Here is a 12,787-nt window from a genome sequence, read left to right as displayed (position 1 = left end):
CGGCAGGGGCCCGGCCGGTCAGTGGGCGGGCGGAGGCGTCGGGCGTTCGATCAGACTGTGCACGTCCTGGTCGCCGCGCGGGTCCAGAAGGAGCCGGCGTCGTCCGCCGGTGCCGGGTCGTAGACGTTGGCGCAGGTGTCGGAGGCACTCAGGCCGGGGTCGGTTCGCCGTTCGCGTTCCCCGGGGGATCAGCCGGTGAGTGGAGTGGGAGGGGGAGGTGGGTGCCGGTCCAGTGGGTGCGGAGGCGGCGGTCGTGGGAGACCAGGAGGATCGTGCCCGGGTAGTCGGCCAGGGCCTGTTCCACATCTTCGATCAGCGAGGGGGACAGGTGGTTGGTGGGCTCGTCCAGCAGGAGGACGTCGCTCGGGCGGCTCAGCAGGCGTGCCAGGGAGAGGCGTTGACGCTGGCCGGTGGACAGGTCCGTGACCCGGGCGGTGAGGCGGTCCGGGGTGAACAGGCCCAGGGCGAGGAGGGTCTCGGTGTGCTCGTCCGGGTGGCCGGGCAGGCCGCGGGCGAACGCCTGGAGCACCGTCTCCCCCGGCCGGCCGGGTGCCGGTTCCTGGGGCAGGTGGCCGATCCGGCCTCGGCGGGTGACCTGGCCGGTGTCGGGGGCGAGGCGGCCGGCCAGGACCGTCAGCAGCGTGCTCTTGCCGGTGCCGTTCGGGCCCGTGATCAGCAGGCGCTCCCCCGCCTTCACCGTCACATCGGTCGGGGCCAGGCGGCCGGTCACCGTGACGCCCGTTGCTTCCAGGACCGTGCCGTGCAGGCTGCCGCCCTTGGGTGAGGCAAGCGTGAAGCGCAGGGGCTCCGGGGGTTTCGGAACCGGGTCCGCGAGAAGGCGGCGCAGGCGTTCTTCCGCGTTGCGGATGCGGCCGGCCACGGACTGCTGGACGCGGCCCGCGGCGCGGTCGTAGGCCATCTTGTTGCCGTCCTTCATCGCCCGGCCGGGGGCGACGCGGCGGGCGGTGACCGCGGCGGCTTCACGCTGGGCGGCTACGTCTGATTCCCAGCGGGCGTACTCCTGCTCCCAGCGGCGGCGGGCCGCGGCCTTCTCGGCGAGGTAGCCGGTGTAGCCGTTGCCGTAGCGGGTGACCGTGCGGCGGTCGGCGTCCACCTCCAGCAGCGTGGTGGCCACGCGGTCCAGGAAGACCCGGTCGTGGGAGACCGCGATCGTGGTGCCCCGGCGGGTGCGCAGGTGGTCCTCGAGCCAGGTCAGGGCCTGGTCGTCGAGGTGGTTGGTCGGCTCGTCCAGCAGCAGGACCTCCGGAGACGCGGCGAGGAGGGCGGCCAGGCGCAGGCGGATTTGCTCGCCTCCGGAGAGGTCGCCGATCGCGCGGGTACGGGGCAGGTGGGCCAGGCCCAGACCGTGCAGGGCGCGTTCGACACGGGCGTCGGCCTCGTAGCCACCTCGTAACTCGAACGCGGTCAGCAGGTCGCCGTACTCGGCCAGCACCTGGGCGTTGTCCCCTGTGCCGTCGGCCATGGCGGCTTCGAGGTCGCGCATGCGGGCCTGCATCGCGCGCAGGTCGCTCAGCGCCTCGTCCACCGCCTGCTGAACCGTGTGACGCGCGGGCAGGGTGCCGTCCTGGGGGAGGTAGCCGACGCCGCCGTCCGCCCGCACCGTCACCTCACCGCCGTCCGGCAGCTCGGCACCCGCCAGCAGGCGGAGCAAGGTCGACTTGCCCGAACCGTTCTCCCCGATGATCCCGGTACGTTCACCCGCGGCCAGGGTGCAGGAGACCGCGTCCAGGACGAGACGGCCGTTGTACGACTTCGAGACCGAGCGGACGGTGATCTGCGTGGGCAACAAGAACCTCCCTGACGATGACCCCCACACATAGTCAAACGCGGTGCGCGGCATGCGGATGACGCGTCTCGAGTGGTTCTCGAGCGTGCGGCGGAGGGAGGGTCCGGCAGGGCCGCGGACGGGGGGTGACGCGGCCCTGCCGGAGCGGGAGGGGCCCGGGGGGCCCGGCGGTCAGAGGTTGTCGCCCCAGCCGCCCTGGATCATGGTCTGGAACGCCCAGGCGCCGTCCTTGCGGACGAGCACGTCGGCGTAGTCGGTCTCGTAGGTCTGGTCGCCCGCGGTGACGACGGAGTGGGTGAAGACCACCGCCATGGAGGCGGAGAGGAAGACCGGGGTGCGGGTGTTGCGGAAGGTGACCTCCTGGGTGCCGTCGCCCATGACGTGGGCCATGGTCTCGACGAACTGGCGGCGGTCCCACTGGGCCGACCTGCCGTTGCCCGCCGAGTCGTCGCTGATCAGGTTGAGCGGGAACACCGCCTGGTCCGCCATGCGTTCGACGTCGCACTTGGTGCACAGCAGGTCGTACTGCTCGAACCAGGCGTCGAGGCTCGCGCGGTCCTCGGCGGTGGGGGTGTAGCCGGTCTGGGGCAGGGTCACGCAGGGCTCCCGGGTGGTGCGGTCCAGCTGTTCAAGTTTGACTACAGGCCACCCTAGACGGAACTCGGCGCTCCGCCAAAAGTCCGGACCCGGCCGCGGACCAGGCGTCGAGGTCCTCGGAACGCAGGAGCGCCGTGCCGATCAGCAGGCCCCGGTAGCCGGCCGCGAGCAGCCCGGCCGCGGCCGACGGCGTGTCGATGCCGCTGGCGCTGACCGGGCAGGGCGTGCCCGACGCCCGCAGGGCCGGCAGCAGGGCGTGACTGCGGGAGAGGTCGGCCGGATCGCGTTCCCGGGCCCTGATGTCCTTGTTGTTGACGGCGATCACGCAGTCACCGGGCCGGGGCACCCGCTCCAGCTCCGCCTCGGAGGTGATCTCGACGAACGGGGTGAGCCCCTCGCGCAGCGCCGCGTCGACCAGGGTGCGCAGGGCCGACACCGGGAGCAGGCCCGCGGTGAGCAGGACGGCGGAGGCGCCGAGCTCGCGGGCGTCGGTCAGCTGGGCGCGGCGGGTGATGAAATCCTTCTGCAGCAGGGGCACGGAGGCGTGGCGGGCGACCTCGCCCAGCAGGGCGGGGGTGCCGCCGAACCAGCGGCCGGTCACCACCGACAGGCAGGGCGCGCCCGCCTCCTCGTAGGCGGCCACGAGGTCGGCGGGGGTGCGGCCCGCGACGAGGTCGGCGCCGTGCGCGTCGCGCGGTTTGATCTCCATCACCAGCGGGCGTCGCGCCCCGAGCAGTGCCTCGACGAATGCGGAGTCCATGACGCCGTTGTACGGCGCGGCGTTGGTGTGCCGGTGGAGTGTGTGGCGGCCCGGGGGTCGAGGGGTTCTCGAGCGGGCCGAGAGCGGGGGCGCTTAGTCAGGGTCCGGGCGGGTGTGTCCGTGGGCCGTCACCCGTGCCGCTGACGCCGGTTCACCGGACGGGGAGAAACATGCCGATCGACACGGGGCAGCAGTGGGTGCTGGCGGGACGCGAGAGCGAACTCGGCGCGGCGGGCGCGGCGTTGCGGCAGGGCGGGGGGGTGCTGCTGACGGGAGGCTCCGGTGTGGGCAGGACCCGGCTGCTGGCCGCCGTGCTGGAGGAGGCCGCGGCGGCGGGGCGCACGGTGGTGACGGTCGGCGGGGTGGGCGGCCGGCGGGGGTCCGGTGGGGTGCGGGCGTTCGGCTCGGTCGCGGAGTGCCTGCGGTGGCTGCGGCAGTCCGGGGGCGGGCAGCGGATGGTGCTCGGCTGCGACGACGCCCATCTGCTCGACGAGGCGGACGCCCACCGGGTGTACCGGACCGCCGCGGCGGGGCAGTTGGCGGTGGCCGCGACGGTGCGGCAGGACGCCCGGCATCCGGTGGGCGTGGACCGGCTGTGGGTGGAGCAGCTGGTGGAGCGGGTCGAGGTGGCCCCCTTCGACCGGACCGCGACGGCGGCGGTGCTGCGGGCCCGGCTGGGCGGCCGGCTGGACGCCGGCTCGCTGGAGCGGCTGTGGTCGGCGACGCAGGGCAATGCGCTGGTCCTGCGTGAGCTGGTGGAACACGCCCTGGATGACGGCTCGTTGCGGCGGGAGCGGGAGGTGTGGAGCTGGTCGGGCCTGGCGGGCGACCCGCCCCGGCGGCTGGCCGACGTGCTGCTGCTGTGGCTGCGGGATCTGTCGGCGCGGGAGGAGGAGCTGGTCGGCATGCTGGCGGTCGCCGAGCCGCTGGAGGCGGACGCCGTCGCGCGGCGCGGGCTGGCGTCCGCCGCAGAGGCGCTGAGCCGGCGGGGCGTCGTACGGGTGGAGCAGACGGGGCGGCGGGTGCGGCTGCGGCTGGCGCTGCCGCTGGCCGGCCGGACGGTCGTGTCGCGGATGCCCGCGCTGACCGCGCGCCGGCTGCGGCTCCAGGCCGCCGAGGCGATCGAGGACGGTGAGCGCACCGGCCCGGACGAGGTGCTGCGCACGGTCACCCTGCGGGTCGCGGCGGGGCTCGTGCCGGAGCGGCGCCTGCTGCTGGAGGCGGCGCGTACGGCGGTACGGCGTCAGGAGTTCGCCCGGGCCGAGCAGTTGTGCCGGCTGGTGACGGACGAGGACCGCGAGGGCGGTGAGGAGCGCGGAGGCGGTGAGGAGCGCGGAGGCGGTGAGGAGCGCGGGGCCGGCCGCACGGCGGCGGGCGGGGACGGGGAGGTGGCGCTGCTGCTGGGCCAGGTACTGGCCGGGCAGGGCCGCCACGAGGAGGCCGAGGAGGTGTTCGCCTCCGTGCGGGGTCGCCCCGGCGGCGCGGCCGGGCGGGCCGAGGCGGTCGCGGCGCGGGTGGCGAACATCGCCTTCGGACTGGGGCGCGTCGAGACGGCCGCGGCGGTGCTGGAGGAGGAACGAGACCGGCTGGGCGCTGCGGGCGCCGGGTCGCTGCTGACCGCCCGTGCGGTGCTCGCCGTGCTGGCCGACCGGCTGCCGGAGGCAGTGGCGGCCGGGGAGGCGGTCGTGGGCCTGGGTGGGCCGGGTCCGGCGTCGGCCGGAGGGGACGGGGGTCGGGTGCCGGCCGGAGGGGACGCGGGTCGGGCGTCGGCCGGAGGGGACGGGGCGGTGGTGGCCGGGGAGGCGGTCGTGGGCCTGGGTGGGCCGGGTCCGGCGTCGGCCGGAGGGGGCGCGGGTCGGGTGCCGGCCGGAGGGGACGCGGGTCGGGTGCCGGCCGGAGGGGACGGGGCGGTGGTGGCCGGGGAGGCGGTCGCGGGCCTGGGTGGGCCGGGTCCGGCGTCGGCCGGAGGGGGCGCGGGTCGGGTGCCGGCCGGAGGGGACGCGGGTCGGGTGCCGGCCGGAGGGGACGGGGCGGTGGTGGCCGGGGAGGCGGTCGCGGGCCTGGGTGGGCCGGGTCCGGCGCCGATCGGAGGGGGCGGGGGTGCGGCCCCGGCCGGACGGGGCGAGGGGGCGGCGGGCCGGCCGTCCGGCGGGACGGAGGCGGGCGACGGGGCCGGTGTGGCCGGGCTGCTGCCGGTGGTGGCGTTCGCCCGCGCCGAACTCGGCGATCCGGGCGGCGCGTCGGCGTTGCTGGCGTCCTGGGCCCGGCAGGCCGAGGCGTGGCCGGAGCAGGCGCTGCTGGACTTCCGTTCGGTGGCGGCGCACTGCGCGCTGGTGCAGGGCGATCTGCGGGCGGCGGGCACGGCGGTCGCCCGCCTGGTCCGCGGGGCCGCGGGGGCCGGCCGGCTGGGGCAGCTGCGGGCGTGGGTGTACCAGGCGCGGCTGCTGCGCCGGCGCGGACGCCCGGAGGACGCGGCGGCGCTGCTGTGGCAGGCCGGCGCGGTGCGGGCGGGGTACGACTGGCTGACGTCGCCGTCGTGGGTGCTGGCGCTGCTGGCCGGGGCGCTGGCGGAGGCGGGGCGGAACGGTGAGGCGCTGCGGACGCTCGCGGAGGCGCGCTCCGCGCAGCGGGCCGGGGTGCGCAGGCCGGTGCTGGACGACGCGATCGGCTTTGAACGTGCGGTGGTGCTCGCGCACGCGGGGGACCGGTCGGGGGCCGCGGCGCAGGCGCTGGAGGTCGCCGACCGGGCGGAGGCGGGCGGGCGGCTGCCGGCCGCGATCGCGGCGCTGCATCTGGCGGCGCGGGCGACGGACGCGGCGCCGTCGGCGGCCCGGGTACAGCGGCTGGCGCTGCGGTGCCGGGCGGAGGAGGCGCGGTTGCAGGCGGAGCAGGTACGGGCGCTGGCCCGGGGCGACGCCGAGGCGCTGGTGGCGGTGGCCGGCCGGTTCCGGTCGCTGGCGGCGCTGCCGGCCGCGGCCGAGGCGGCCGAGCAGGCGGGCCGCGTGCACCGGGCGGCGGGGCGGCGGCGCAAGGGGCGGCTGGCGAGTGCGGCGGCGCAGGAGCTGTGCGCGCGGTTCGGGGGTGCGCTGCCGCCGTGGGCGGAGCCCGGGGAGCGGGGTACGGACGCCACGGCGGCGCTGACGACCCGGGAGCGGGAGGTGGCCGCGCTGGCGGCGGGCGGGCTGTCCAACCGGGAGATAGCGGACCGGCTGGTGGTGTCGGTGCGGACGGTGGAGAACCATCTGCACCGCGTGTACCACAAGCTGGGCGTGGTGCAGCGTGCCGCTCTGGCGGAGCTGCTGGTGACCCGTCCGGTCCCCGAGGGCGGGGACGCGGAGGCCGTGGGCGCCGGGAGGACGGCGCAGGCCGGGCGGGCGGCGCGCCCCCGTCCCCGGCCGGCGGGCGGCGAGGAGCGGGGGCGGTGCGCGATGTGCGCGCAGCCGCTGGGCTCCGCGGGGTGAGCCGCCGGAACCCGGAGGGTTCCGGCGGGGAGGGTGCCCCGGGCCTCCCGTCAGGCCGGAGCCGGAGTCCTGTCCTGGTCGGGGGCGGCCGCTTCCGGGGTGGTGTCGTGGGCGGGGCGGGGGATGGCGAGGGCGCAGAGGGCGCCGGCGAGGACGACGGCGACGCCCGTCCAGACGGCGGGGCGCAGGCCGTCGACGAACTGCTGGGGGCCGCCGTGGTCGCTGCCGTGGTGGAGGAAGACCGTGCTCAGCACGGCGATGCCGAGAGCGCCGCCGATCTCGCGGACGGTGGTGTTGGCGCCGGAGGCCTTGCCGTGGTGTTCCTTGGCGACCGAGCCGAGGACGACGGCCGCCGTGGGCGCGAAGGCGAAGCCCATGCCCGCCCCGGCGATCACCATGCCGCCGACCAGCCGGGAGTAGGGGGTGTCCGGGCCGGCCACCAGGGCGAGCCAGGCCAGTCCGGCGGCCTGGAGGAACAGGCCGAGCGCCATCAGCCGTCCGCCGCCCACCCGGTCGGTGAGCGCGCCGGCCAGCGGGGCGATGAACATCGGCATCAGCGTCCAGGCCAGGGTGAGGACGCCGGCGTGAAGCGGGCTGCGTTCCGGGGCGACCTGGAGGTACTGGGCGAGCAGGAAGATCGACCCGAAGACGCCGAAGTACATCGCCACGGAGACGACGTTGGACAGGACGAACGGGCGGATCCGGTAGAAGGACAGCGGCAGCAGCGGCTGCCGGGCGCGGCGTTCCCACAGGACGAACGCGGTCAGCAGGACGGCTCCGGCGGCGAAGGCGCCGAGGACCGTGCCGGAGGTCCAGCCGTCGGACTCGCCGTGGACGATGGCCCAGACGACGGCGATCAGGCCGCCGGTGGCGAGGGCCATGCCGAGCAGGTCGATGCGGGTGCCGGGCAGGCTGCTCTCGCGCAGCACGGCGAGGGCGAGCGGGACGGCGACGAGGCCGACGGGCACGTTGATCCAGAAGATCCACTGCCAGCCGAGGCCGTCGGCGACCGCGCCGCCCACGACCGGTCCGAGGGCGACGGCCAGGCCGCTGACGGCGGACCACAGTCCGAGGGCCAGGCTGCGCAGCCGGTCGGGCACCGCCTGCGCCAGCAGCGTCAGGGACAGCGGCATCACGGCCGCGGCGCCGACGCCCTGGGCGGCCCGGCCGGCGATGAGCTCGCCGCTGGTGTCGGCGAAGGCGCAGGCGAGCGAGGCGAGGGTGAAGGCGGCGATGCCGAGGACGAACAGGCGTCGCCTGCCGAAGCGGTCGCCGAGGGCGGCGCCGGTCAGCAGCAGGCAGGCGAAGCTGAGGACGTAGGCGTTGACGAACCACTGGAGGTCGGTGGTGTCGGCCTGGAACTCGGCGGCGAAGGTGCGCAGTGCCGTGGAGACGACCAGGTTGTCGAGGGCGACCATGAACATGGGGACGCTGCACGCGACGATGGACAGCCACAGGGGCGGGCGGCGGCGCTCGGCCGCGCTGAGCGGTGCGGTGCTCAAGAGGACTCCTCGGGGAGGCGGGGCTCGGTGCGGCCTTCGGGAAGGGGGGTCCGGCCCGGGGACGGGGGCGCCCCGGGCCGGAGGTCTTGTCGCGGCTCAGGCGTCGCCCGCCGCGTCGGTGCGCGCCTGCTCCGTCAGGCGGCGCCTGGCGTCGTCCCAGGTGATGGGCAGGCCGGTGGTGTCGACTTCCCAGAAGGTGAAGGTGGAGGCGCGCATCGTGGAGCGCAGCGACGTCATGATGCCGCGGTGCGGTTCGGTCCTGGCGTAGGCGTAGAGGGCGTCGCGGTCCTGCCAGGCGGACAGCGTGTAGAAGACGCGGCGGGCGGGCTGCGCGATCAGCGAGGCGCCGTACGCGCCGGGGGCCGAGCGGACCTGTTTCCAGGCGGCCAGGGAGCGGAGGAAGAAGCGGGGCACGTCCTTGAGCGTCCGCACTTCGAAGCGGGACGCCATGACGAACGCCGTGCCGTGCGGCGGGGGCGGATTCGGGACGGTCCAGGGAAGTGTGGGCACCGTGGTCTCGCCTTCAGGAGTGGTGAGTGGCACTATCCATTGTAGTCGGTTATGGACAGTGGCACTAGCCGTTATCCGACGGACAATGGAAAACAGGACGAGCAGGAAGCGGACCGATGCGTATCTCCGAGCTGAGCCGCCGCAGCGGGGTCTCCATCCCCACGATCAAGTACTACCTGCGGGACGGTCTGCTGCCCGCGGGCCGCCCCACCGCCGCCAACCAGGCCGAGTACGACGAGGACCATGTGCGCCGGCTGCGGCTGATCCGCTCCCTGATCGGGGTCCGCGGGCTGTCCGTCAGCGCCACCAAGGACGTCCTGGCCGCGGTGGACGAACAGCAGGGCGACGTGCATCTGCTGCTCGGGCTGGTGCTCGGCGCGCTGCCCGTGGAGCGGTCCGGCAGGCCGCCTCGCCGCGACGGCGCCGCGGAACCGGCCGGCGCCGGGGCCGCTGCGGGGGACGCCGCCGAGGACGTGGCCGCGCTGACCGCCGAGATGGGCTGGAAGACGTCCCCGAACCCGCCCGCCGCGCAGGTGGTCGCCGAGACGCTGGAGACGATGCGGGCGCTCGGGGTGGACTACGACTGGCGCTCCCTCGTCCCGTACGCCGAACTCGCCGACCGGGCGGCGCGGCTCGACCTCGACCAGCTGCGGGACGCGGGCGACCCGCTCCAGCAGGCCGAACGGGCCGTCCTGCTGACCGTGCTGCTGGAGCCCGCGCTGCTGGCCCTGCGGCGGCTCGCGCAGGAGCACCACTCGGCGCTGCGCTTCGGCAACGGCTGACGCGGCCGCCGGCGCCGTGCGCCTCGGCGCGCGGGTGCGGGCGCGGGTGCGGGGTGCGGGAGCGGGACAGGGGCATGGCGTCAGGAAAGCAGGGGCTCCCCCGCCCGCGCCTGAGTGGACGTCACTCAGCTTCGGCCCGGCCGCGGGGCGGCGCGGGCGCCGGGTGATGAGTGCCCGCCACTCAGGCGCGGGCGCCGGCTGCGTGGTGGACTCGGCGTCGAGGGCGGGCCAGGCCCGCACGCCGTACGGGGGAGGCAGCCATGCAGTTCAGGATGCTCGGACCGCTGCAGATGTACGACGACAGGCGGCGAGCGGCCACGGAGCTGACCAGCCCCCTGCAGCAGCGGCTGCTGAAGGCGCTGCTGGCGCATCCCAACACCCTCGTCCCCGCCTCCGTCCTGGTGCGGGAGCTGTGGGGCGGCCGGCCTCCGCAGAAGGCGGGCAACGCCCTGCAGGCCCACGCCTCCCGGCTGCGCCGGGCCATGGAGCGGGCGGAGCCCGGCGGCCCGGGAGCGGCCCGGCTCGTGGCCCGCGACGCGGGATACCTGCTGCGGGTGGGTCCCGAGGAGCTGGACAGCGCGCGTTTCCGCCTCGGGGTGCGCCGGGCGCGGGCCCTGGCCGGGAGCGACCCCGAGGAAGCCGGTCTGCTGCTCCGTCAGGCGCTGAGCCGGTGGCGGGGGGCCGCGCTGGCGGGCCCCCGCGGACCCGCCGGGGACGCGCTGGCCGTCGTACTGGAGCAGGAACGGCTCGGCGCGCTGGAGGCCGTGTTCGACCTGTCGCTGCTCACCGGGCAGCACCGGCGGATCGTGCCGGAACTGCGTGAGGCGGTTCTCGCGCACCCGGCGCGCCCGCGGTTCCGCGAGCAGCTGGGCCGGGCCCTGGCGGGCCCGCGCGTGACGCCGCCGCCGGCCGGCGGCGGACGGGCCCTGCGGCCGGTCCCCCCGGCCCCGGGTGACGCCCGCTCCGGCGGGGACGGCGGCGCCGGCAGCGGTGAACTGGACCGGCTGCGGGCCCTCGTGGAGCGGATCGCGTCGGACCAGCACGCCCTGCGGTCGGCGATCGCCCAGCTGAGCGAGCTGGTGGGGCGGACCGCCGCGTAGGCTCCGCGGGCGGGCCCGCGGAGCCGCCGAGGGTGGGGGCCCGTGGCGGCCCCCTCGACGCGCCACCACGGGCCCCTGCGCCCGCACACCGTCCCGACGTGGCTCGGCAGGCCTGCCGAGCACCTCGGACTCACGGCGGTCCCCGCGACCGGCCGCCACGGGCTCCCGCCCGAGCGCCCCCCGGCGTAGGACGGCGGGTCCGGCGGAGCGCGCCGAAAACGACCGGGATCTCCCCGACCGCCACCACAGGCGCCCCGCCCCGCACCGTCCCCACAGGGCACGGCAGGCCCGCCGAGGGTGGCGGCCCAACCCTGACCTCCCCGCCCGACGACCACGGCTCCCCGCCCCGCACCGTCCCTACGAGGCGTGGCAGGCCCGCTGAGCACGTCGGACCGACCGCGACCTCCCCGCCCGACCACCACGGCTCCCCGCCCCACACCCTCCCTACAGGGCACGGCAGGCCCGCCGAGCATGTCGGACCGGCGGCGGTCCCCTCGGCGCGCCGCCAAGGACCCCTGCGCCCGCGCACCGCCCCGACGTGCCACGGCAGGCCCGCCGAGCGCGTCGAGCCCCGCCGCGAGGCGGCGGAACGGCGGTGGTCCCCCAGGGTGGTCGCCGTGGGTTTCCCGGTCGCGTGCCGCCCCGGCGGTGTGTGGGCGCCGTGTGGGCGGGCCCGTGCGCGTGGGTGCTTTGCGACGAGTACCGGCCACGCGGAGTTCCGGCGGCCGTAACCCGGTGGTGCCGGGTGGCCGGTTTCCGGGTTGTCCGGGAGCCGCGGATCCCCGAGGCAGCAGGCGGTTTTCGATTCCGTGTATCCGGGAGGCCGCCGCCGCCTCTGTCTGAATCGACGGTCTCGTTTCGAGACAGCACGACGTGTTCATCAATGCCGGTCGGAGGCTGACTGTGAAAGCACGAGTGGCGGTCGTGGGAGGTGGCGTGGCCGGCGTCTCCGCCGCCTACCACCTGCGTGACGACGCACAGGTCACGTTGTTCGAGTCGGAAGCCCGGCTGGGAGGCCACGCCAACACCATCGAGGTCGAGGACTCGGGCCGCACGCTGGGCCTCGACACGGCGTTCATCGTGTACAACGAACCGCACTACCCCACGCTGACGCGGTTCTTCGCGGACCTGGGGGTGGCCACCCAGAGCCATCCGGGGAAGTTCTCCTTCTTCGACCTGGACGCGCAGACGACGTACGTGTCCGACGACTTCGAGCTGCCGGAGGAGGAGATCCGGGCACGCTACCCGGACGACTTCGTCCAGCTGTGGCAGGAGGCGCGGCGCTTCCTGCGGGAGTCGCCGCGGCACTTCATGCGCAGGCAGGCGGACATCCCGCTGGGCGAGTACCTGGACCGGCACGGCTATTCGGACGACTTCCGGTACGGGTTCATCGTGCTCATCTCCACCGCCGCCTGGTCGGTTCCTGCCGAGCAGATCTGGGAGATGCCGGCGAGCACGGTGATCGCGTTCTTCTACGCGCACGGCGCCGAGGGCCTGGGCGGACGCACCGCCCCGTGGCGGACGGTCACCGGGGGAAGCATCAGCTACCTGCGGGCCGTCGAGCGGGTGCTGCGCGAGGCGGGCGCGGACCTGCGGACGGGCACGCCGGTCACCCGCGTACGGGAGACCGACGACGGGGTGGAAGTACGGTCGGGCGCGGCGGAGTTGGGCCGGTACGACTACGTGGTGCTGGCCACGCACGCCGACGACGCGCTGCGCGTGCTGGAGAACCCCGACGAGCGGCAGCGCCGGCTCGAGGCCGTCCGCTACCACCCCACCCGCGCCACGCTGCACACCGACGCCGCCGTGATGCCCAAGGACACGGCGGGCTGGCGCAGCTGGAACTACGGGCGCCGGCAGGTGGACGGGCAGCAGGCGTCGTGGGTGAACTACTACCTCAACGACCTGCAGTGCCTGACGGCCTCCCGCGACTACTTCCTGACCCTGGACTCCGGCGTGCCGATCCGCGAGGAGTGCGTCGTCGCGGACATCTCCTACCGGCACCCGGTGTTCTCCCTGCCGGCCCGCCGGCTGCAGGCGGACATCCACTCGGTCAACGACTCCGGGTCCCGCGTCCGGTTCGCCGGGTCGTACTTCCACTCCCGGAAGATGGGGCCGGACATCATCGGCTCGCACGAGTCCGCCTTCGACTCCGGGAGCGCGGCGGCCGAATCGATCCGGCGGTCCGCGCGGGCGGCCGCCGGCTGACCGGCCGTCCCCCTCCTTTCCCGCTCCTTCACCACAACGCACCGCATCTGAGAGGTGGAC

9 protein-coding genes are annotated in these 12,787 nt (G+C 75.8%); 4 read left to right on the top strand and 5 right to left on the bottom strand.

Annotated elements, in window-relative coordinates:
- Nucleotides 1-148: 148 nt before the first annotated feature.
- The 3 genes from abc-f to ACP7TJ_RS32970 form a co-directional block, all read right to left on the bottom strand.
- Nucleotides 149-1,807: a ribosomal protection-like ABC-F family protein gene (gene abc-f / locus ACP7TJ_RS32980; RefSeq protein WP_427767791.1), complete on the bottom strand. Its 1,659-nt coding sequence runs from the start codon at nucleotides 1,805-1,807 to the stop codon at nucleotides 149-151.
- Nucleotides 1,808-1,978: 171 nt separating this feature from the next.
- The gene (locus tag ACP7TJ_RS32975) at nucleotides 1,979-2,404 is read right to left on the bottom strand and encodes a nuclear transport factor 2 family protein (RefSeq protein ID WP_167742001.1); all 426 of its coding nucleotides are present in this window, start codon (nucleotides 2,402-2,404) and stop codon (nucleotides 1,979-1,981) included.
- 31 nt (nucleotides 2,405-2,435) lie between these two features.
- Nucleotides 2,436-3,164: an indole-3-glycerol phosphate synthase gene (locus tag ACP7TJ_RS32970; protein ID WP_093767700.1), complete on the bottom strand. Its 729-nt coding sequence runs from the start codon at nucleotides 3,162-3,164 to the stop codon at nucleotides 2,436-2,438.
- Nucleotides 3,165-3,334: 170 nt separating this feature from the next.
- On the opposite strand from ACP7TJ_RS32970, the gene ACP7TJ_RS32965 reads away from it, so the two are divergent.
- Nucleotides 3,335-6,625 carry a LuxR C-terminal-related transcriptional regulator gene (locus ACP7TJ_RS32965; RefSeq protein WP_427767787.1) on the top strand — a complete coding sequence of 1,097 codons (3,291 nt, stop codon included), beginning with the start codon at nucleotides 3,335-3,337 and terminating at the stop codon, nucleotides 6,623-6,625.
- 50 nt (nucleotides 6,626-6,675) lie between these two features.
- On the opposite strand, the gene ACP7TJ_RS32960 is transcribed toward ACP7TJ_RS32965, so the two are convergent.
- Nucleotides 6,676-8,127 carry an MFS transporter gene (locus tag ACP7TJ_RS32960; protein WP_244353683.1) on the bottom strand — a complete coding sequence of 484 codons (1,452 nt, stop codon included), beginning with the start codon at nucleotides 8,125-8,127 and terminating at the stop codon, nucleotides 6,676-6,678.
- 96 nt (nucleotides 8,128-8,223) lie between these two features.
- A complete protein-coding gene (locus ACP7TJ_RS32955) occupies nucleotides 8,224-8,637 on the bottom strand; it encodes a DUF3291 domain-containing protein (protein ID WP_093767699.1) in 414 nt (137 codons plus the stop codon).
- A gap of 116 nt (nucleotides 8,638-8,753) precedes the next feature.
- Here ACP7TJ_RS32955 and ACP7TJ_RS32950 point away from each other — a divergent pair, with 116 nt between their 5' ends.
- The 3 genes from ACP7TJ_RS32950 (at nucleotide 8,754) to ACP7TJ_RS32940 (ending at nucleotide 12,727) form a co-directional block, all read left to right on the top strand.
- Nucleotides 8,754-9,419, top strand: a complete 666-nt coding sequence (locus ACP7TJ_RS32950; RefSeq protein WP_093767698.1) for a MerR family transcriptional regulator — start codon at nucleotides 8,754-8,756, stop codon at nucleotides 9,417-9,419.
- 260 nt (nucleotides 9,420-9,679) lie between these two features.
- Entirely contained in the window at nucleotides 9,680-10,519 is an 840-nt protein-coding gene (locus ACP7TJ_RS32945; protein ID WP_167741998.1) for an AfsR/SARP family transcriptional regulator, read from the top strand.
- A gap of 873 nt (nucleotides 10,520-11,392) precedes the next feature.
- Nucleotides 11,393-12,727 carry an NAD(P)/FAD-dependent oxidoreductase gene (locus tag ACP7TJ_RS32940; RefSeq protein ID WP_255303939.1) on the top strand — a complete coding sequence of 445 codons (1,335 nt, stop codon included), beginning with the start codon at nucleotides 11,393-11,395 and terminating at the stop codon, nucleotides 12,725-12,727.
- Nucleotides 12,728-12,787: the final 60 nt, after the last annotated feature.

Origin of the sequence: Streptomyces sp. DSM 41931, assembly GCF_050271085.1 — a bacterium.
GTDB lineage: Bacteria > Actinomycetota > Actinomycetes > Streptomycetales > Streptomycetaceae > Streptomyces > Streptomyces albogriseolus.
Note: the sequence above shows the minus strand (reverse complement) of the source record. Positions and strands in the feature narration are given on the sequence as shown.

Excerpts from the sequence above, each read along its gene's own strand:
- ACP7TJ_RS32970 (WP_093767700.1), bottom strand. The coding sequence starts at position 3,164 with ATGGACTCCGCATTCGTCGAGGCACTGCTCGGGGCGCGACGCCCGCTG.
- ACP7TJ_RS32965 (WP_427767787.1), top strand. The coding sequence starts at position 3,335 with ATGCCGATCGACACGGGGCAGCAGTGGGTGCTGGCGGGACGCGAGAGC.
- ACP7TJ_RS32950 (WP_093767698.1), top strand. The coding sequence starts at position 8,754 with ATGCGTATCTCCGAGCTGAGCCGCCGCAGCGGGGTCTCCATCCCCACG.
- ACP7TJ_RS32945 (WP_167741998.1), top strand. The coding sequence starts at position 9,680 with ATGCAGTTCAGGATGCTCGGACCGCTGCAGATGTACGACGACAGGCGG.